This window comes from Dyadobacter sp. CY343 (assembly GCF_021390335.1).
GTDB lineage: Bacteria > Bacteroidota > Bacteroidia > Cytophagales > Spirosomataceae > Dyadobacter.
The window spans coordinates 106,141-123,970 of the sequence record NZ_JAJUXK010000005.1 but is presented as its reverse complement, the minus strand read 5'-3'; the positions used below and the strand labels follow the sequence as shown (position 1 = coordinate 123,970).

General features: G+C 47.9%; 20 protein-coding genes and 1 riboswitch. Of the genes, 6 read left to right on the top strand and 14 right to left on the bottom strand.

The features are described from left to right. The first annotated feature begins 4 nt into the window (after positions 1–4). Positions 5–955, top strand: a complete 951-nt coding sequence (locus tag LZG94_RS18235) for an EamA family transporter (protein WP_233793236.1) — start codon at positions 5–7, stop codon at positions 953–955. Positions 956–980: 25 nt separating this feature from the next. Here the strand turns inward: LZG94_RS18235 and LZG94_RS18230 are convergent, their stop codons facing one another. Together LZG94_RS18230 and LZG94_RS18225 are read right to left on the bottom strand one after the other, a co-directional pair. Then, entirely contained in the window at positions 981–1,235 is a 255-nt protein-coding gene (locus LZG94_RS18230; protein WP_233793235.1) for a hypothetical protein, read from the bottom strand. A 14-nt stretch (positions 1,236–1,249) separates the two neighbouring features. Further along, positions 1,250–2,419 (bottom strand): cysteine desulfurase family protein, encoded by a 1,170-nt coding sequence (locus tag LZG94_RS18225; protein ID WP_233793234.1) that lies wholly within the window; start codon positions 2,417–2,419, stop codon positions 1,250–1,252. Between the two features lie 161 nt (positions 2,420–2,580). Beyond that, a riboswitch (SAM riboswitch) is annotated at positions 2,581–2,674 on the bottom strand. 144 nt (positions 2,675–2,818) lie between these two features. Between LZG94_RS18225 and LZG94_RS18220 the strand changes: the two genes are divergently transcribed. After that, positions 2,819–3,208: a VOC family protein gene (locus tag LZG94_RS18220; RefSeq protein ID WP_215231867.1), complete on the top strand. Its 390-nt coding sequence runs from the start codon at positions 2,819–2,821 to the stop codon at positions 3,206–3,208. On the opposite strand, the gene LZG94_RS18215 is transcribed toward LZG94_RS18220, so the two are convergent. From LZG94_RS18215 to LZG94_RS18180, 8 genes are all read right to left on the bottom strand, one after another. Further along, positions 3,205–4,623, bottom strand: coding sequence for a sulfatase (locus LZG94_RS18215; RefSeq protein WP_233793233.1), 1,419 nt, complete (start codon positions 4,621–4,623; stop codon positions 3,205–3,207). The genes LZG94_RS18220 and LZG94_RS18215 overlap by 4 nt on opposite strands. 86 nt (positions 4,624–4,709) lie before the next feature. After that, the gene (locus LZG94_RS18210; RefSeq protein WP_233793232.1) at positions 4,710–6,311 is read right to left on the bottom strand and encodes an arylsulfatase; all 1,602 of its coding nucleotides are present in this window, start codon (positions 6,309–6,311) and stop codon (positions 4,710–4,712) included. 24 nt (positions 6,312–6,335) lie between these two features. Then, on the bottom strand, positions 6,336–7,811 hold the full coding sequence (locus LZG94_RS18205) for a sulfatase (RefSeq protein ID WP_233793231.1): 1,476 nt from the start codon (positions 7,809–7,811) through the stop codon (positions 6,336–6,338). Positions 7,812–7,927: 116 nt separating this feature from the next. Continuing rightward, positions 7,928–8,848 carry a substrate-binding domain-containing protein gene (locus LZG94_RS18200; protein ID WP_233793230.1) on the bottom strand — a complete coding sequence of 307 codons (921 nt, stop codon included), beginning with the start codon at positions 8,846–8,848 and terminating at the stop codon, positions 7,928–7,930. A gap of 323 nt (positions 8,849–9,171) precedes the next feature. Next, entirely contained in the window at positions 9,172–9,570 is a 399-nt protein-coding gene (locus LZG94_RS18195) for a type II toxin-antitoxin system VapC family toxin (protein WP_233793229.1), read from the bottom strand. Beyond that, positions 9,567–9,803, bottom strand: coding sequence for a type II toxin-antitoxin system Phd/YefM family antitoxin (locus tag LZG94_RS18190; protein WP_233793228.1), 237 nt, complete (start codon positions 9,801–9,803; stop codon positions 9,567–9,569). The genes LZG94_RS18195 and LZG94_RS18190 overlap by 4 nt, the downstream gene beginning before the upstream one ends. Positions 9,804–9,861: 58 nt before the next feature. Further along, positions 9,862–10,758 (bottom strand): ThuA domain-containing protein, encoded by an 897-nt coding sequence (locus tag LZG94_RS18185; RefSeq protein WP_233793227.1) that lies wholly within the window; start codon positions 10,756–10,758, stop codon positions 9,862–9,864. A gap of 26 nt (positions 10,759–10,784) precedes the next feature. Further along, the gene (locus LZG94_RS18180; protein ID WP_233793226.1) at positions 10,785–10,979 is read right to left on the bottom strand and encodes a hypothetical protein; all 195 of its coding nucleotides are present in this window, start codon (positions 10,977–10,979) and stop codon (positions 10,785–10,787) included. A gap of 183 nt (positions 10,980–11,162) precedes the next feature. Between LZG94_RS18180 and LZG94_RS18175 the strand changes: the two genes are divergently transcribed. From LZG94_RS18175 to LZG94_RS18170, 3 genes are all read left to right on the top strand, one after another. Next, entirely contained in the window at positions 11,163–11,486 is a 324-nt protein-coding gene (locus LZG94_RS18175) for a hypothetical protein (RefSeq protein WP_233793225.1), read from the top strand. Positions 11,487–11,537: 51 nt separating this feature from the next. After that, positions 11,538–11,663: a hypothetical protein gene (locus LZG94_RS26400; RefSeq protein WP_255700684.1), complete on the top strand. Its 126-nt coding sequence runs from the start codon at positions 11,538–11,540 to the stop codon at positions 11,661–11,663. 291 nt (positions 11,664–11,954) lie between these two features. After that, positions 11,955–12,722, top strand: a complete 768-nt coding sequence (locus LZG94_RS18170) for a thioredoxin family protein (protein ID WP_233793224.1) — start codon at positions 11,955–11,957, stop codon at positions 12,720–12,722. A gap of 76 nt (positions 12,723–12,798) precedes the next feature. Here the strand turns inward: LZG94_RS18170 and LZG94_RS18165 are convergent, their stop codons facing one another. Further along, entirely contained in the window at positions 12,799–13,164 is a 366-nt protein-coding gene (locus tag LZG94_RS18165; RefSeq protein ID WP_233793223.1) for a DoxX family protein, read from the bottom strand. 74 nt (positions 13,165–13,238) lie between these two features. Here LZG94_RS18165 and LZG94_RS18160 point away from each other — a divergent pair, with 74 nt between their 5' ends. Beyond that, positions 13,239–13,643: a helix-turn-helix domain-containing protein gene (locus LZG94_RS18160; RefSeq protein ID WP_215231878.1), complete on the top strand. Its 405-nt coding sequence runs from the start codon at positions 13,239–13,241 to the stop codon at positions 13,641–13,643. On the opposite strand, the gene LZG94_RS18155 is transcribed toward LZG94_RS18160, so the two are convergent. From LZG94_RS18155 to LZG94_RS18145, 3 genes are all read right to left on the bottom strand, one after another. Continuing rightward, positions 13,618–14,547, bottom strand: coding sequence for a hypothetical protein (locus LZG94_RS18155; protein WP_233793222.1), 930 nt, complete (start codon positions 14,545–14,547; stop codon positions 13,618–13,620). The genes LZG94_RS18160 and LZG94_RS18155 overlap by 26 nt on opposite strands. 192 nt (positions 14,548–14,739) lie before the next feature. Then, positions 14,740–16,002, bottom strand: a complete 1,263-nt coding sequence (locus tag LZG94_RS18150) for an ankyrin repeat domain-containing protein (protein ID WP_233793221.1) — start codon at positions 16,000–16,002, stop codon at positions 14,740–14,742. Between the two features lie 135 nt (positions 16,003–16,137). Continuing rightward, the gene (locus LZG94_RS18145) at positions 16,138–17,766 is read right to left on the bottom strand and encodes an alpha-amylase family protein (RefSeq protein ID WP_233793220.1); all 1,629 of its coding nucleotides are present in this window, start codon (positions 17,764–17,766) and stop codon (positions 16,138–16,140) included. Positions 17,767–17,830 lie beyond the last annotated feature (64 nt).

Genomic DNA, 17,830 nt, shown 5'->3' with positions numbered 1-17,830 from the left:
GAACATGCAAACCGACAACAAAACTCCTTCCACAACCCTGGTTGTATTGGCTTTTGCCACAGTTTACATTGTATGGGGCTCGACCTATTTCTTCATTCAAAAAGCCCTCGAAGGCCTGCCTCCGTTCTTTCTGGGCGCCTTCCGCTTTCTGATCGCGGGCATGATCATGCTGGCGTGGAGTTTGGCAAGAGGTGAAAAGGTATTTTCTCTCAGAGTCATCAAACCGGCAATCGTGACGGGCTTGCTGTTACTTTTTGTAGGAAATGGCGTCGTGATCTGGGTAGAACAGTTTCTGCCGAGTGCGATGGTCGCGATTATGGTATCATCGTCGCCGCTCTGGTTTGTGTTGCTCGACAAGCCGAAATGGTCGGAAAACTTGACAAACCGTTCCACGATCATTGGGCTGCTGATCGGTTTTGCGGGGGTAATATTATTGTTTTACGAGAAAATCCTGGCGTCGATGTCGTCGCTTAACAGCTCGCGTGATCTTTTCGCGATGGGCCTGGTGGTACTGGGATCAATGGCGTGGGCGGGTGGTTCCTTGTATTCGAAATACCAGTCGGGGACTGATTCTGCCACTGTCAATTCCACCTGGCAAATGTTTGCCGCCGGTATTGCATTCATTCCCGGGGTACTTTTCACGGGCGAATTGAAAAGTTTTGATCCTGCTGCTGTGCCGGCCGGCGCGTGGGGTGCGGCCGTTTACCTGATCATTTTTGGGTCGATCCTCGGATTCAGTGCTTACGTCTGGCTTTTAAAAGTCCAGCCTGCCACCAAGGTAAGTACCTATGCATACGTCAATCCGGTCGTAGCGGTGTTATTAGGGATATTTTTTGCCAAAGAAAGCATTAGTCCGTTACAGATCTCGGGCCTGATCGTGATCCTGGGCAGCGTATTATTAATTAATTTGCACAAATACCGGAAACCGAAAACGCTGGCTACGAATGCTGCCTGAAAAAGGCCGGTACTCCAAATAGTATTCAGTAACAAAGATCCATATTTGCGACTCTTTCTACCCTGGAAATATCACGATTGCGCCGGATCAATAACATAATCTGTTCAAAGTCAATCAGTCGGGATACTTCGAAAGCGATGATCCCAACGAATATTTTCCCTTTACTTCTGAAATCCAGGCGCTTAATCTTCGCGCCGTTTACTGATTCTACTGTGGAGGTTATTTGATGGAGGCTCACGGCGTCGCGGTAGATGATGCGCAACAGGAAAACGTCATTCATTTTTTTTAGTTTATTTAAACAGTGGCTAATTGTAATGCACCCTGCCGCGCCACCCTGACCGACCCGTAAATGCCGGCCAGGGTTTCTACGATTTGGTCTACCTCCTCGAATGTGTTGAATTTGCTGAATGAAAATCGCACGTTCTCCTTTTCACTCTGACAGGGTAATGCCGCGATCACGTGTGAAGTACCGAGACTCGAACATGCGCTCCCACCCGAAACGGCGATACCGGCTTGGTCGAGCAGTTCCACGATATTGCCGGCAGGCAGACAGGGAAAAGATACACTCACGACGTTTGGAAGGCTGTTTTCAGACGACCTGCTCTCTCCATTATAACAAACTCCCTCAATGCCGCTGATCGCCAGTTTCGAGATCAGGTATTGTTTGAGTTTCCCGACTTTCGTCTGACTTTCCTCGTGGTTTTTGTAGGCCACTTCCAGCGCTCTTGCCAGTCCTACAATCCCGATCACGTTCTCGGTACCGCCACGCTGCCCGTTTTCCTGGCCGCCGCCGTGGATTTGCGGCGCTATTTTGTGTTTCCTGTTAATGTAGAGAAAACCAACTCCCTTGGGTCCGTGGAACTTGTGCGCCGATCCCACGATAAAGTCAATATCCAGGTCACCGAGATCGAAAACAACCTTTCCTATTGTTTGGGTAGTGTCTGAATGAAAGATCGCATCGTACCGTTTGGCCAGCTTGCCGATCGCCTCTATATTCGTGATATTACCGATCTCATTATTTGCATGCATTAAGCTGATCAAAGACTGTGGATTAGCTCGCAAAAGGTTTTCCAGATGATAGGTATCTACATTTCCGCGTTCGTCCAGCCGGACGTAACTTATCTCAATATCCCCCTCTTTTTCATGCTGCCGCAAAGTTTGCAAAACTGCTTTATGCTCGATCCGGCTCGTGATCACGTGACTGATTTCATAGGCTTTGATCGCACCGGTCAATGCCAGGTTATTGGCTTCCGTAGCGCCCGAAGTGAAATAGATTTCGCCGGGATTGGCACCAAGCAATCCGGCAACGGTCCGGCGGGCACTTTCAACACCTTCTCTGGCCTTTCTACCTGCCCAATGAGTAGAAGAAGGATTACCGTAATTCTCTGATAGATAAGGAATAATTGCGTCGATCACTTCGGGATCAAGCGCGGTAGTAGCGGCATTGTCACAATAGATTTTCATACTCTTTTTCTGTCTTTTCGGTAAAACATAGTTTTCATCCGTCGACCGATAACGTCACAAAAGCGCATCAAAATTTCCAGCAAAAACAACAGGCTTTTCGGCTCAACTGCGTCGCATTCGGTCACTTTTCACTTCCCTTGTAATCCGGTGGTTGGATTTCAGATTTATCAATAGAATTAGGTTGGGGCACCTTAAAAAGTCTTAGGTTGCCAGAAGATCATAGAGCCTAACCTCTCCCTTCCTTCTTTATAAATCTAGTAATTCGATAGACAAAGATGATATAAAGAATTTGATTGTCCAAATGCAGGCTGCAAAAATTCCGAAAAAAATTTATCAACTTACATTTCGGCAACGCATTCGCCACATTCCTGAATCCAAATCAACCTAATCATTTGCCTGATGCTCAATAAAATATCTCCATTCCTGATGTTTGAAGGCCGCGCGGAAGAGGCTATCAATCTGTATATCTCGTTGTTCGAAAATTCGTCGATCGACTCGCTGGTCAGACGCGGCCCCGGCGACTTTGAAGGCAAGATTTTGCATGCGGCTTTTACTTTAAACGGGCAGAGTTACATGGCATCGGACAGTGATATCAAGCATGATTTCACATTCACGCCGTCCACTTCCTTTTTTGTAAACTGCGAAAGTGAAGAGGAAATTGACCGCCTATATGCCGAATTGTCCAAAGACGGCGGAGTGCTGATGCCTTTGGACAATTACGGTTTCGGTAAAAAATTCGCCTGGATCAACGACCGTTTCGGCGTGAGCTGGCAGATCAGTCTGCCTTAGGGAGCAACTGACGCAGTAATCGGGTAACCTTTTTTGAGCAGCGCCGAAAGTTCACCAACCGTGATTACATAGTTCGTATCCTTTGCGAGATTGGTAAACTCGTTCGGATCTTTTTCGTGATCGTATAGCTCCACGCCCGCCTTTCCTCCGTCCCATTCGGTATACCGAAAGCGCTCGGTACGCACGCTGCGGCCAAATATCTGGCCGCGCCTTACCTGCGTATAAGCTGGCTTCGTCCAGCGTGCGGCCGGATTTTTAAGCAGCGGGGCCAGACTTTCGCCCTGTAATTTCTGCCCGGGATACAGTCCGCAAAGCTCGGCAAGCGTCGGATAAATATCTACAAGCTCAACGGTCCTGCCGGAAGATTTCCCTTTCGACTGACCGGGCGCAGAGATAATGAGTGGCACGCGCGCCGAGTTTTCAAACAGACTTTGCTTCATCCATTGTCCGTGCTGGCCTACGTTATAACCGTGGTCGCTCCACAGCACAATAATGGTTTTGTCGGTCAGTTTGAGTTTATCCAATGCATCCAAAACGCGGCCTACCTGCGCATCAATGAAAGAAATTGTCGCATAATAAGCACGCAATGCTTCCCGGCGCTGCGACTCGTCGAGGCCCCAATGTGGCGGTTTTGTAAATATGGCAGCTTCGGGAATATCGTCGAGGTCGCCTGGAATTTCTTTTGGCAGCGGGATATTGGCCAGTGGGTATTGGTCAAAATATTTCTGCGGCGCCACATAGGGGGAATGCGGCCGGTAAAATCCTACCGCCAGGAAAAAGGGCTCGTCTTTATGCTCTCCAAGCAGTTTGATCGCCTCGGTTGCGACCATCCCGTCCGTTTGCTCTTCGTCCGTTCCCTCGGTGGCGCGCCACGCCAGTGCACTTCCCAGTCCGCGATCCGGCGTGAGATTTTTTACCAGAGCTTCCTCCGTTTTGTCCCTGCCTTTCGGATTCACTTTGTGGTCCCAGGAAATCGGATCATCCAGCCCGTCCGTACCTATCTGCCCCGGAACACCGTAATGATATATTTTTCCGACGCGGGCACTATAATATTTATTGTTTTTAAAAAGCTGCGGTAAAGTGACGATATCTGGCAGGTTCTGCCGGAAATGCGTTTGCAGTTCGTAAATCTTCGTCACGTCAGGACGCTGGCCCGTCAGCAGCGAAGACCGGCTGGGGCTGCAAAGTGGAAATTGCGTATAAGCCCGGTCAAACTTCACGCCTCTTCTGGCAAGCCGGTCAATATTTGGGGATTTCACAAATGTGTTACCGTAAGCCCCAAGGTCTGTATTGAGATCGTCCACAGCGATAAAAAGCACATTGTACTTCGCCTTCTGCTGTGCTATGACAAAACCACCATAGAAAGCTACTGACACAAAAACTAACACCGTAAGAAAATACCTTGCTGCGTTCATTTGACCAATTTAAAAATATCACTCATTTAATCATTCACTCATTCACACATTCACTCATTCAATCATTCAATCATTCAATCATTCAATCACTTCCCACCCTTCGCCTTCTCATAATCATAAAACCACTTGAACGTCTTGTCATAATCCTCCGCTCCTACGCGCTTGTACCAGGCGTCGTATTTCGAGACCAGCTTCTGGGCTATTTCTGGTTGTTTTTCAAATTGATCGTGCAGCTCGGAGCGGTCTTTTTCAACATCGTACAACTGCCATTTCTCAGTTTTTTCAGCGACTAGTTTCCACTTCCCATCACGGATCGCGCGGTTGCCTTCGTGTTCCCAGAATATCGGGTTTTTCCGGTTACCAGGCTTTCCGGTAAATGCAGGCCGCAAGCTCGCGCCTTCGAGTGGCTGGATTTGTTTTCCGGCGAATTCAGTGGGATACTTCGCGCCGCCCAGATCGACGAGCGTTGCCATGATATCGATGATATGCGCAGGCTGCTTCTCAAATTTACCATTCCTTGAAGCCGGAATCCCCGCCGGCCACGAGATAATGCCCGGCGAAGAAATGCCGCCTTCGTGCGTGTGATGCTTATATGCCCAGAAAGGTGTGCAGGCAGCTTCCGCCCAGCCCTGGCCCAGGAATACGGTCGACTGTGAATCGCCCGGTTTCGTTCCTTCGTACCTTCCTTCCATACCCGGCTCCGCATTTCCGCCATTATCGGACACGAATAGAATAACGGTATCGTCAAAAACCCCGCGCTGTTTTAAACCTGCCACGAGGTCGCCGATGCTTTTATCCAACCTGTAAATCACAGCCGCATAAATCGCCATCATATCGTCGTAACGTTTCTTATCCTCCTCGCTCAGACTATCCCATTTTGGTATGTTTGGATTGGAAGGCGGCAGTTTCCATGACGGATCGATCAGCCCGAGTTTAATCTGCTTTTCGTAACGTTCCTGTCTCAACTTCTCCCACCCTTTCAAATATTTCCCCCGAAACCTGGCAATGTCCTCTTCGGGCGCCTGCAATGGAAAGTGCGGCGCATTATGTGCCAGATATAACATAAACGGCTTTTTCTCTTTAGCCGCCTCGTCGATGAAACGCAAACCGAAATCCGTCCATAAATCGGTCGAATACCAGTTTTTCGGCAGCTTTTCAGAATCGTTAGCGAGCTCTTCGCCGTTCAGGAACACTTTCGCGTTTTTTCCATCACCATAATAAAACCCGCCCGCCGGTGCATTCAGCGAGCGATCGAAACCGCGTTTCCAGGGCACAGTACCGTGCGGCTGTCCCACGTGCCATTTTCCAGTCATTGCAGTGAAATAACCCGCGCTTTTCATCACCTCGGCGATCGTCACACTTTTATCGTTCAACTGGCCGCGGTAGGCAGGGTGCTCCGCGCCTTTGTCGTCCATCATGTGGCCGATCCCCGCCTGGTGACTGTAAACTCCGGTGAGTAATGCGGCCCTCGTCGGGCAGCAGCGGGCGGTATTATAAAAGCTGGTAAGCCGCACGCCGTTTGCCGCAAGTTTGTCGAGATTCGGCGTAGGTATCTCACTCCCGTAGCAGCCCAAATCAGCATAACCGAGGTCGTCGGCCAGGATTACGATCACATTTGGTTTTTTCTGAGCATACACTCCGGACGAGAATAACGAGACGAAAACGAAGATTTTGAATAGTTTTTTCATAAGAATAGGTTACTGATAGTAAAGTTATTTGCCCGAGGCGGTCGAAAATTCAGGGTTCGGTTTTGAAGGAACCGGCGCATTGGTTTCTGTTTTCCAGGCGTCGAGTTTATCTTTCAACTCTTTCGCCTTCGCTGGGTTTGACTTCGAGATATCCTTCGTTTCGCCGATATCCTGGCGAATATTATACAGCTCAATCCGGCCATCTTCGTAAAATTCGTGAAGCTTGAAATCTCCTGACCGGATCGTGCTCGTTGGCCGCGTTCGAAAGGCATCTTTGTTCGTTTTGTCTCCTTTATAGGCTTCGAGGTAAGCCGGAAAATGCCAGAAAATGTCCCGCTGCTTTGTTTGTTTTTGTGTCAATAGTGGTACCAGGCTCTGACCGTCAACTTGTTCATTTAGCGGCTTATCAATACCTGCTATTTCCAGGAATGTCGGGTAAAAATCGATACCGATAACCGGCGTATCAGTTGCTGACCCCGGCTTAGTCTTACCCGGCCATTTCACTATCAGCGGAACGCGCACGCCGCCTTCATAAAGCATTCCTTTGGAGCCGCGCAACGGATATTGCTTCGTCACTGCGCCCATTCCGCCGTTATCCGAAAAGAAAACGACCAGCGTATTTTTGTCGAGATTTAAAGTTTCAAGCTGTTTCAAAACCCGTCCGATCCCTTCGTCTGCACTCTGTATCATCGCAGCATAAGTCGGATTGTTGTGACAAGCGTCGCCTTTTTTTGTCTTGTATTTACTGATAATATCCGCCTTCGCTTCAATTGGCGTATGGACTGCGAAATACGACAAATACAGAAAAAAGGGCTTTTCCTTATTGGAATCCAGGAATTTGACCGCCTCATCTGTAAGTCTGTCTGTCAGGTATTCGCCTTCTTTTCCGGACGTAATACCCTCGTGCGGGGATTCTTTGCCCTGTTTATTATATGGGTAAAAGTAGGAACTGGTGCCCGGCGTGCCGCCTGTCACGTGATCGAAACCCTGACTTTGCGCATCTGCTTTTTGATTTTTACCGCCTAATTGCCACTTCCCGATCAGCCCGGTGCTGTAACCAGCATTTTTCAGTTCCTCTGCAATTGTGACAAATGAAGAAGCGAGAACTGTCTTATTTTCGACAGGGATCAGCTTTCTGTCCGTAGTTTCGCCGCGCTCGGACGTACCGACTGTGTAAATGCCGTGACGCGGCGTATACTTCCCTGTCATCAGAGAAGCCCGGCTGGGAGCGCAGTTCGGCCCAACGGAATATGCCTGGCTGAAACGCATTCCCTGACCGGCCAGATTGTCGATGTTCGGCGTTTCGTAATATTTACTACCCGCAGAACTCAGGTCAGTCCAGCCCCAATCATCAACCAGAATAAAAAGGATATTAGTTTTTTGCTGCGTCGTTTGTGTCTCCTTACCCGCATTCCTCACAACACTTCCCCCCGCTCCCTGGGCATAAGTCTCCTGGAACAATCCCGCCAGAAAAATGAGAATGGATATATATTTGCTCATTGCACCGAATAGTGAGATTTTGATAAGAAATGCTATTTAGGGTAAAATCAGGCACACTCCCGCTTCAACGCACCTATATATACGTCACACATGGAAGTGCCGGATATTCATCGATGTTATTTCCGGAGAACACTTTCCAGTTTTTCCTTATCACCAACCAGGCGGCCGGTTTCACCTTTCAGGTAGCCAAAAGCGTGAAGATCCTTTTCTGCATTTTCAGCAACCCAAAGCAAGAATTTTTTCGCCTCCGCATTGGTATTCTGTTTGTCGATTGAAAAGTGAATGTACTCGATCGGGACATTTTTTACTTTCTGGGTTTCCAGACTGGCGATCAATGCGTCGCGGCTGTCAAGTGCTTTTTCTTCTTTCGAGACTTTTCCATTTCCATCCAGATCGACCGGGATGATCGTCAAACCCTCCGCAGGTTTGCCGGAGGCAGGATCATAAGCCAGCCCGATTGTGGTATAGGTTACGCCCGTTTCGTCTTTCAGCAATGCTTTGATCAAGTGTTCATCCGCACCGGCAATGCTTTTCCCTTTGATATTCTGCTGCTGATAGCCAAAGTATTTCGCGAAAGTTACAGGCGCCCCGGCTTTTTGCAAGCGCGTATAAACGGTGTAGTTCTCAGGAAGTGTTTTGTCTTTTTCGGCATAAATATCATGGAAGAACAGCTGCTTGTAAGTCTTCTCGGTCAGTCCCTTTTCACCATATTCCTTTGCAAATGCCGACTTTGCATTCGCGACAGGCAGCAGTGCGTAACGCCCCACCGAAACATATTCACGCTTCTCTTTCGATTCCTTGTCCTGTTCATAAGCTTCAATGAGCAGGTCGTATTTCTGCGGGTCCGTAATAGTCCTGGTCTCAATCCTGATATTTGCCTGCGGATTAACAGCCTTGTAGTCTCCTATCCACTTCTCGACCAATGGATAAGCGAAACGTACCCCGGTAATTACGACTTCATTGGAGGTTTGTCCGAAGCCCGGCGTATTCAATACGAATAGCCCGAATGCTGCAACTATTGATTTTGCAATTTTCATGATATTTTCAATATGTGAGTGAAAGACGGTCCGCTTATGCAAACCGGTTAGAATAGGAGTTGAAAGCGCAGTTGATTACTTCACCAGGCAACAACAGGCCAGCCTTGTCGGCATTTGACTTGAAATGACCACCATAGTCGCAGGAGTACTTTCCGAAGAAATTGGATTCATCGATATCATAAGTTAATAATGAATGATAAACGCTTATCCCGGCTGGTGGTTAACGAGGATAATCTACTAATTTAATAGACAAAGTAAATTTAAAGAAAATGAAATAGCAAGGAGAATCGGATTTTTTCAGGAAAAATGAGAAAACAGGGTTTCTACCAGCTCACTCTCAGTCCCTCGGAAATGTAATTGTGGATCAGACTATCGTCTGTGATGAGGTTGTAATCGCCGCTGATCGCCTGCCATATCAGCATTCTGTCGAAAGGATCCTTGTGATAATTTGCTGATAGCTTATGAAAGGAACTACCCTCTTCTACGGTTATATCAATCAGTTTAAAACCATATTTCCGGCATATCTCGGGCAATTTGGAGGGATTGATGTCACCGAGACTTATCTTGCCTGTGCCGGTTTTGATAGAGATCTCCCAGAAACTTACCGCACTGACAAAGATGTCATTATTACCATCGGTAAGGATCTGCTGAATGCGTTTTGATAATTTGGCAGGCTCAAAAAAAGTCCAGATTAGAATGTGTGTGTCCAGTAAATAGTTCATGCGCCAAACTCGTCGTCAGATGTGACTGTAAAATCATCGCGCATGAAATAGCCCGCTTTCCCTTCCATCGCACCTAGTTTACGTGTTGGCTTGACCTCCTCTTCTTTTGGAACAAGCATCGCTTTCACCTCTTTTTTTCTCCCAAAAGTGATACCGATTTTCTCGCCCTGCTCAACTTCCTTCAATACTTTCGAAAATTGAGCCTTAAATTCTCCTACGCTCATTGTTCTCATTTCAGATCAGATTAGATCATAAAGATAAACTAATCTTGACAAGTTGTCAAGTACGATCCTATTCTACCGTCTTGGTCAGCGCGTTGAGTTCCGTGTCAGTTGGTGTAGCGGAAGGTACGCCGTCTTTTGGAATTTCGCCTTTGGCCGACCAAACAATCGCATTCAATACCAATTTTCTGAAACTATCATTCTGCCAGTTTTTATGCATGTGTCCGCCCGTAAAACCAAATCCACGCCCCCCGTCGGGCCGGTCCAGTGCCCAGGCGAGCGTTTGCAATTCTTTTTTTTCCAGGACCGCATCGCGGACATATTTGTTGTTGGAATGCGTTCCGTCGGGCAGCTTCAAAGTTTCGTCCGACGGCAAAGCCTGTAAAATCGGTGTGATATTTTTCATTCCATCAGCAAACCGTAAGTGATAATACCACTCGTCTACAATAGAAAATGGCTTCACGCCGCTCGAAATGGGATGGTCCGGGTAACTGGCGAATTTCGCCTCCCAGACCGGATTGACAGACCAATTAGTCTCAAAATAGCCACCGATCCACTTTAAAAACTGATCTCCCGCATTACCCTTTGGCACTTCCAGTGAAAAGTGCAGAAACACCAGACCCACTCCTTTGCCAGTGAGCCGGTTAACCTGCTCTGCGTGCAGAAACGCCATGTGATCGTCCCCGCCGCCATCCGAGTAAATGACTATTGCGTCGGCATCGTCGAGTATAGTCGGATCTTTTGGCCAGCCGTTTCGCACAATGATTGCATTTACGCCGGGCACGCTATCGTTGATCGCTTTCGCAAGTAATGTACAGCCACCGTTATGCTCGTGCTCTCCTTTTCCATGGCTATCGGGGCCGGAAATGAAAACGATCTTCTTCTCACCTGCCGCTGCTTTGGACTCCTGCGCACATACCCCGCTCGCACTGAGAAACAGCATTAAAAGAACCAGGATATTTTTCATGGTCGGTTTATTTAAGGTAGACTATATTAGTCCAGCCGGATTTCAAAAGAATCACTGTCGCCGGTCTCCTGCACTGACAATGACAAACCCTCAGCGCGGTGCTCACGCAAATAATTTTCTACCGCCAGAATCGCGTCATTTTCCGAAGCTGCTCCGGTTACCGAAAGTGTTACGCCTTTTCCTAGTTTACCCGACGAGTCTTTGTTTTCAATAGTTGCCATATTTGATAGTTTTAGATCAATTTACTCCTAACACAAATTGTGCCAGCATTGAGTTGACTTTTACTTTTAACAAAGAAGGCCGACCTGTAATAGGTCGGCCTTCTTTCTATACTAATACTAATTCAATATTATTTTCTAGGTACAGTACCTGTGCCAGTTCCGCCAGTACTAGATGGAGTTGTGGTGCTACCAGGAACCGTTGACGACGGTTGGGTCGTGCCACTAGGAACGGTTGTAGGTTCTGTTGAATTTGTTCTTGGAACGTTACTTCCAGGAGTTGTAGTGCTTCCAGGTACTGTGCTTGAAGGCTGGGTAGTCGATCCTGGTACCGATGAAGGTTGGGTCGATGTACGGGGTACAGTACTTGAAGGTTGTGTTGATGTACCAGGACTAGTTGTTCCCGCTGGCATATTTGTTCTTTCAGGCACCGTTCCAGGAGGTACAGATGGCGTTGTGCTACCTGGTGTAGTTGTCGATGCAGGTTGCTGCGTTGTACGACCCGGCTGAGTTGTAGTGCTTCCCGGCTGAGTTCCGCCTGGCAAAGTCGACGGCTGTACAGTGCTTCCAGGTACTGTCCTAGGCTGTGTAGAAGAGCCTGGTGTAGTGCTGGAAGGCGAACTAGACGGCGTTGTGCTCGAAGGCGACGTGCTTGACGGTGATGTACTCGATGGTGTAGTCGTTTGAGCAAATGCAATTGTTGATCCCAACAATGCTAAGCCTAACAGGTTCAATTTTAGCGATTTCATAACTTTCTATGTTTGTTGATAACTTTATATTAATAAGCAATTGCCCGCTAATCATAAAAGATCGTACCAGAATACATCAAGTGCGCCACAGCTCTGTATGCGCGCATACTATTAAGTCTGCTAATGCGCATTGCCCCAAAGTATGTCTTAAATACCCCTCCTTTTAGACTAGTTTACCCACTGTATCTATCAGAAATTAAAGAGAGATTTGTATAAAAATGAGAAAATCATGGAAAAGCTGGCAACATCGAATGAAGCCGTATTAGTTATCTCCCGTCCGATCGTGGATCGTGGTACGTGGATAAAGGCACGGGTCGCACTGATGAATGAGGAAAAGGAACTCAGCAAAATGGCTGACAGCCTGGCCGAGAAGCGTCGCAATCTGCCCTGGGTACGCGTAGATAAAGATTATCTTTTCGAAACAACGGAAGGTCCGAAAAACCTCTCCGATCTATTTAACGGTAACAGTCAACTGTTTATATACCATTTTATGTTTGCGCCGGAATGGGAAGAAGGTTGCCCCGGCTGCTCTTTCATGGCGGATCATCTCGACGGGCCGAACCTGCATATTCCGCACCATGATGTTTCCATAGTAGTTGTCTCCCGGGCGCCCTTGTCGAAAATTTTGCCTTTTAAGAAACGAATGGGTTGGCAATTTCCTTGGGTTTCTTCGTTTGGAAGTGATTTCAATTACGACTACAATGTCTCCTTTACCGAAGAGCAGATTAAATCGGGCAATGTTTACTATAACTACGAGATATTGCCGCACGACGCAGACACCGAATCACCAGGGGCAAGTGTGTTCTATAAAGATGAAAATGGTGACATCTTCCACACTTATTCCGCATATGCCCGCGGTCTTGATATTTTACTGACCGCCCATAATATCCTGGATATGTCTCCCAAAGGCAGAAACGAAGATGGTACCATGGACTGGATGCGGCATCATGACAAGTACGAAGATTTCAAAGGAAAAACAGAGAGCTGCTGTCACTAGTTATGCAGATTCCCCCGTTTTGAGCGGGGGAATTCCTTCCACAAGAAACAAAATGTCTTCAATGCCTTCGGTAGAATCATTTCACAGCCAGTTCCTCAGAAGGCAGAAAGATATATTTGTCTCTCAAAAACGCAGCAATCCAAATCAGAGCCAGCGGAGTAATTGCATTCAATGGGCTGGCGTGGGAAAGCTCGGTGGCCAATGCGCCGGCGAAGTAACAGGTCAGTAAAATGAAACCCATCTTCATTGTTTTGGGGTAAAGAAATAAAGCAGTAAAGCCGATTTCCATCAACCCAAGCGTGACAGTATGATCCGCAACTCCCATTTTGCTCATTGTGGCGACCACTTCATCGGACCCCATTAATTTCATAACGCCGCTGAATACGACCATTGCCGATGCAAGCGCAGTGACTACAATTGTGATAATTTTCTTTGCTTTCATAATGAAGTTTTTTTTGAACAAAAGTAATTACCTTTACTAACCATTTATTAGTAGTATACAAAAGGTTAGTTACTTTGAACGATCAACTCACATTAGAAAGTCCGGTCGATACACGGACAGCAGCCACTTGCACGGGTAAACTGAGTGCGCTCGGCGATGCATTGTATGTCATCGGCGGAAAGTGGAAATTAAGGGTAATTATCGCATTGCGCGAAGGCCATAAGCGGTTTAACGAATTGCAGCGCACCATTCCCGGCATATCGGCCAGGGTGCTTTCAAATGAGTTGAAAGAACTGGAATTGAATGGTTTTTTGAAAAGAAAGGTGCAGACTGACCCGGTGGTGGTGATCGAATATGAACTTACACCGTACAGCGACACACTCACGCCCATACTCGACTCTCTTGTAATCTGGGGCGAAATGCACAAGGCGAAGATCCGCCAGGAATGGTCGGCTACTGCTCTGGCAGAGAAACAGTAATATGCCACATATCCCCCGAATTGGACACTTTTTCGGTTCCCCAAACGCCCGGCCCACCGTCGGCTCGCAGGTATACGCCAAACACGAGTGTACTGATATTTGAGCCTTTTACCAATATGCTGCCGCAAGCCGCGCCATTATCACAGTTGCCGGTAATAGCACTTTTGTCGTGCAGGATCTTCGTTTGTGTATCGTCTACGATCAATTCCTTGGTTCCCGAAAGCTTGGTGACTGTCAGCGAAGGTGTCAATAATTCCAGCTCGGTGGCGAAACCCAGTCGCTGGTTACCGAAGTTGGTCGTGGCACCAAGCCCCATGATAGATAACACGGGATTACTCACCGGTCTGCTGAATTGCAGGCGCAACTTGCCGTAATAATATCGGCTTGTATCTGTTTTGGGCGAATTGGCTGTCAGCAAAGGTTTGGCTGAGAGGAAGATCTGCACACCGGGATTTGCATACAAATTAACACCCTGACCTACCGGACCATTTGGATGTGCTGTGAAAATAGTGCGCGTGGTATCCGTAAAATAATAGTTGCTGTTCACAACCGGCACTGCTTTGAAATGTGTGCTGCTAGCTCCCGACGCCGCACCGAATGTCAGACCTGTAACGTTCTGGGGAACATTAATATAAGTCTGATCATCGAAGCTGAATGTAAGCGAAAGCGACTCCTGAAGCTTTTGAAAATAGATCCCGCGGTCGGCGTTACCGTCACGGTTAAAAAAGAAACTAAGCGTTTGCGGAATCGATGTCGGCCCCTTCGGAACGGGCGGCTTATAGCTGTTGTTGACACCATCCTGCACAAATTCAAAAGTATGCTGTGCAAAAACTGGTGAGATGACCGCCAAAGAAATCGGCAAGAGTAATGCAGCGCGTGACGCCAGTCTTGATAAAGAAAGCATGTGTGTTTATGAGTATCGTTGAGAATAATTGTTCGTGCCGGCAATATAGGATTTCTCGTCTTTCGTTGCCAACGTGTTTCCCGGCTAATTGTAATTTTTACAATAAAGTACAAAACGTTCCGGGATCAATACTATGTGTGTTGAAAATTTAATATTGCCTCGATATGAGCACATTACAAAAATTTCTATTGCTCAGCGGCACGATAATTCTTGAAGGAGAGCGACAACACGCTCATCGAGAGTTGGATTGAGATTCGAGAAGAGCCACCAGGGATGGATCACCGCACCCGCAGTTATCAGCTTGCGGATGATCGTTAAATGAGCCGGCATAACTCCCTCGTGCGTCGTAGCCCAAAGTGTCTGGTCCAGTACAGTACCACCGAATTCATTCCTCGCTTCCAGCGGCGCTTTTCTATCCAGCAATATCTGCACAGTTTCAGAATAGCCGTAATAAGCGGCCCAATGCAGGGCAGTCCATTGCCTCAAGTCCCTGGCTGCGGGATTCATTCCATTGTCCAGGAAAAACGATACGACCTCGATCTGGTTGTGCATAGCCGCCCACACAAAAGCCAGTTCCAGACTCTCGGGAGGCTTTACCGCATACCCGAGCCAGGGAATATGGATCACGCATTTGCCAGCAGCCGCTTTTATATTGGACTGTAAAAATGTACCTACCAGTTCCGTGGAGCCCATTGCAGCTGCTGTAACGATATTGTCGACCCGCGCCCCGCGCCTTACCAATGCTCTGGCCGCATCCGGATAGTGAAAACAAATGGCTGTAAGCAAAGGCGAGCAATTGTTATGGATCCCATCTACCGCAGCGCCCCAGTCGGCGAGTTTTTCTACCAAAGCAACCTGCAACCCAGCCTTTGCCGGGTGCACGCTCGACACGAGCAGGTCCAGGGTAGTACACCATTTCTGTCCATAAACAGAGGCAATTGCATCGGGTTCACTTCCCGATCGGAGCAGGATATCTGCCAGCTCGGGTGCATTCTCCGGTGTATGCTGCCGAAAAGCTTCGACGCCATTTGCGGCGATATAATGCAGTAAGGTAGCCGAGTGGCTGCGCGATGAGCGTGCTTTTACGATGTCAGGATCTGCTGCTATTATTCGGGTCAATGCCGCGGGATCGCCCGAAACGATCGCGTCGGCCGCCTTTTCAAATCTGTATACCGCTGAATTTTCATCCGCCAATCCTACTATATGCCGCGCCAACAGTTCAAAATCCTCAAATCCGTATTCCCGGGCCAGGATGATTTTTGCGTCGGCAATCGAGAAGTTAGTCGCAGGATTGTTCAGTTCCGCTATTTTTCCGGGATCGGGATGGTATTTGAGTACGTGTTGAACCGACTCTTCTTCTATCGACCGGCAGGCTTCAAGCAGCTTTTGTGCCTTTTTCTCATAGAAATCCAAGGTAGCGTCGGAAACCAGAGGTAACACGTCGGTGGTATTCATATGTATTGCAGAAGGTGAAGGTGCGCCGGTTAAGACGCACCCGTATGGAGCAGAAATTACGAACCTACCTCCATTTTGACAATAACAATGACCAGAAAATCCACGAACCGACGGGGCATTTTTCCCACAAACTTATTATTCGGTATAGCCTTTGAACCAGCGATACCCATACGCTTCCAAAGTGATCGTGTGCCTGCCTCGCTCGTCGAGTTTACTTTCAATATTGTTGTTGAGATCGATAAGCCTTGCAGCCCCCGCCTGCTTTTCAGGCACGACCAGTTCCAGCGACGTTTCCTTGAAATTATGCCAGATCAGCAGGATCTTGTTCCGCCAGGTATATTTCATACCCAATATTTCGGTAAAGCCGGTATCCAGGATCTCCCATTCGCCATATCCGATCTCAGGACACTCTTTTCTAAGACGGATGAAAGTCGTCATCCAGTTTAGCAGCGAGCCCGGATCGCGCCGCTGGTTTTCGACATTCGTATGTTCGTAGGCATAGTAACCTTCTGAGATAACGGGGTTTATAATTTCTTTTGATTTCGAGAAGCCCCCATTCTCGTCTCCTGTCCATTGCATCGGCGTCCGTACAGCCTCTCTTTCAGGAAGTGTAAGATCTTCGCCCATGCCTATTTCGTCTCCATATCGGATCACGGGAGTGCCCGGCAATGAGAACATCAGGCTGTAAGCGAGTTCGGTCTGCTGCCTGTTCCCAAGCATCGGTGAAAGTCGCCGCCTGATCCCACGGTGGTACAATTGCATATCTTCCTCAGGCCCAAACCTTTCAAAAACTTTCTCGCGCTCTTCTTCTGTGAGCCGCCCCAGATCAAGTTCGTCGTGATTTCGCAGAAAATGAGCCCACTGGCTGTTTTTTGGAATATCCTTGGTTTGCTCCAAAGCTTTGATCAGGGGCCGGGTATCATTGGTTGCGAGGGCGTAAAAGATATATTGATTGACAAAAAAATTGAACATCAGGTGAATACCGTCGCCCTCCTTGCCAAAATACTCTTTACTTTCTTCGGGTAATACATTCGCTTCGCCGAGCAAAACCGCATCGCCTCTTCTCCATTGCAAAAACTTGCGCATGTCTTTCAGATACTCGAAATGCATTGGCGGTTTTTCGACGCCGGGCGCGGGCGATTCGAGGATAAATGGTACCGCATCTACCCGGAAACCGGCAATCCCGAGTTCGAGCCAATAGCCCATGATCCGGGCGATTTCCTCTCTGACTTCCGGATTATCAGTGTTGAGATCGGGCTGAAATTCGTAGAATCTGTGAAAGTAATAGGATTTCGTTTTCTTGTCGATCGTCCAGGTCGCCTTTTGGACGCCTGGAAAAACCATTCCTTTATTCCAGTCTTTCGGCCGCTTGTCCGACCAGATATACCAGTGCCTTTTCGAATTATCTTTGGAAGAACGCGCTTCCTGAAACCAACGGTGCTGATCAGAAGTGTGGTTGACAACCAGGTCAATAATCACCTTGATTCCCAGTTTGCGGGCTTTGTGAATGAACTCCACAAAATCACCGCTGGATCCGTGCCGCGGGTCGACGCCGTAGAAGTCACTGATATCGTACCCGTTGTCGCGGTTGGGAGTGGGTTGAAATGGCGCGAGCCAGATCGTGTCCAGCCCGAGCGCGTGTAAGTAATCCAATCGCCGGCAAAGCCCCTCAAAATCTCCGGTGCCGTCGTTGTTACCGTCCATGAAGGTTTCGAGGTCCAGACTATATATTACTGCATTTTTATACCAAAGGTCTTCGATCATTTTGCTATCGTTTTTTCAGTGGTTCTAAAAAAGCAGTGCCATTAAATGCATTTTTTCGATGCAA

Excerpts from the sequence above, each read along its gene's own strand:
- LZG94_RS18235 (WP_233793236.1), top strand. The coding sequence starts at position 5 with ATGCAAACCGACAACAAAACTCCTTCCACAACCCTGGTTGTATTGGCT.
- LZG94_RS18230 (WP_233793235.1), bottom strand. The coding sequence starts at position 1,235 with ATGAATGACGTTTTCCTGTTGCGCATCATCTACCGCGACGCCGTGAGC.
- LZG94_RS18225 (WP_233793234.1), bottom strand. The coding sequence starts at position 2,419 with ATGAAAATCTATTGTGACAATGCCGCTACTACCGCGCTTGATCCCGAA.
- LZG94_RS18220 (WP_215231867.1), top strand. The coding sequence starts at position 2,819 with ATGCTCAATAAAATATCTCCATTCCTGATGTTTGAAGGCCGCGCGGAA.
- LZG94_RS18215 (WP_233793233.1), bottom strand. The coding sequence starts at position 4,623 with ATGAACGCAGCAAGGTATTTTCTTACGGTGTTAGTTTTTGTGTCAGTA.
- LZG94_RS18210 (WP_233793232.1), bottom strand. The coding sequence starts at position 6,311 with ATGAAAAAACTATTCAAAATCTTCGTTTTCGTCTCGTTATTCTCGTCC.
- LZG94_RS18205 (WP_233793231.1), bottom strand. The coding sequence starts at position 7,811 with ATGAGCAAATATATATCCATTCTCATTTTTCTGGCGGGATTGTTCCAG.
- LZG94_RS18200 (WP_233793230.1), bottom strand. The coding sequence starts at position 8,848 with ATGAAAATTGCAAAATCAATAGTTGCAGCATTCGGGCTATTCGTATTG.
- LZG94_RS18195 (WP_233793229.1), bottom strand. The coding sequence starts at position 9,570 with ATGAACTATTTACTGGACACACACATTCTAATCTGGACTTTTTTTGAG.
- LZG94_RS18190 (WP_233793228.1), bottom strand. The coding sequence starts at position 9,803 with ATGAGAACAATGAGCGTAGGAGAATTTAAGGCTCAATTTTCGAAAGTA.
- LZG94_RS18185 (WP_233793227.1), bottom strand. The coding sequence starts at position 10,758 with ATGAAAAATATCCTGGTTCTTTTAATGCTGTTTCTCAGTGCGAGCGGG.
- LZG94_RS18180 (WP_233793226.1), bottom strand. The coding sequence starts at position 10,979 with ATGGCAACTATTGAAAACAAAGACTCGTCGGGTAAACTAGGAAAAGGC.
- LZG94_RS18170 (WP_233793224.1), top strand. The coding sequence starts at position 11,955 with ATGGAAAAGCTGGCAACATCGAATGAAGCCGTATTAGTTATCTCCCGT.
- LZG94_RS18165 (WP_233793223.1), bottom strand. The coding sequence starts at position 13,164 with ATGAAAGCAAAGAAAATTATCACAATTGTAGTCACTGCGCTTGCATCG.
- LZG94_RS18155 (WP_233793222.1), bottom strand. The coding sequence starts at position 14,547 with ATGCTTTCTTTATCAAGACTGGCGTCACGCGCTGCATTACTCTTGCCG.
- LZG94_RS18150 (WP_233793221.1), bottom strand. The coding sequence starts at position 16,002 with ATGAATACCACCGACGTGTTACCTCTGGTTTCCGACGCTACCTTGGAT.
- LZG94_RS18145 (WP_233793220.1), bottom strand. The coding sequence starts at position 17,766 with ATGATCGAAGACCTTTGGTATAAAAATGCAGTAATATATAGTCTGGAC.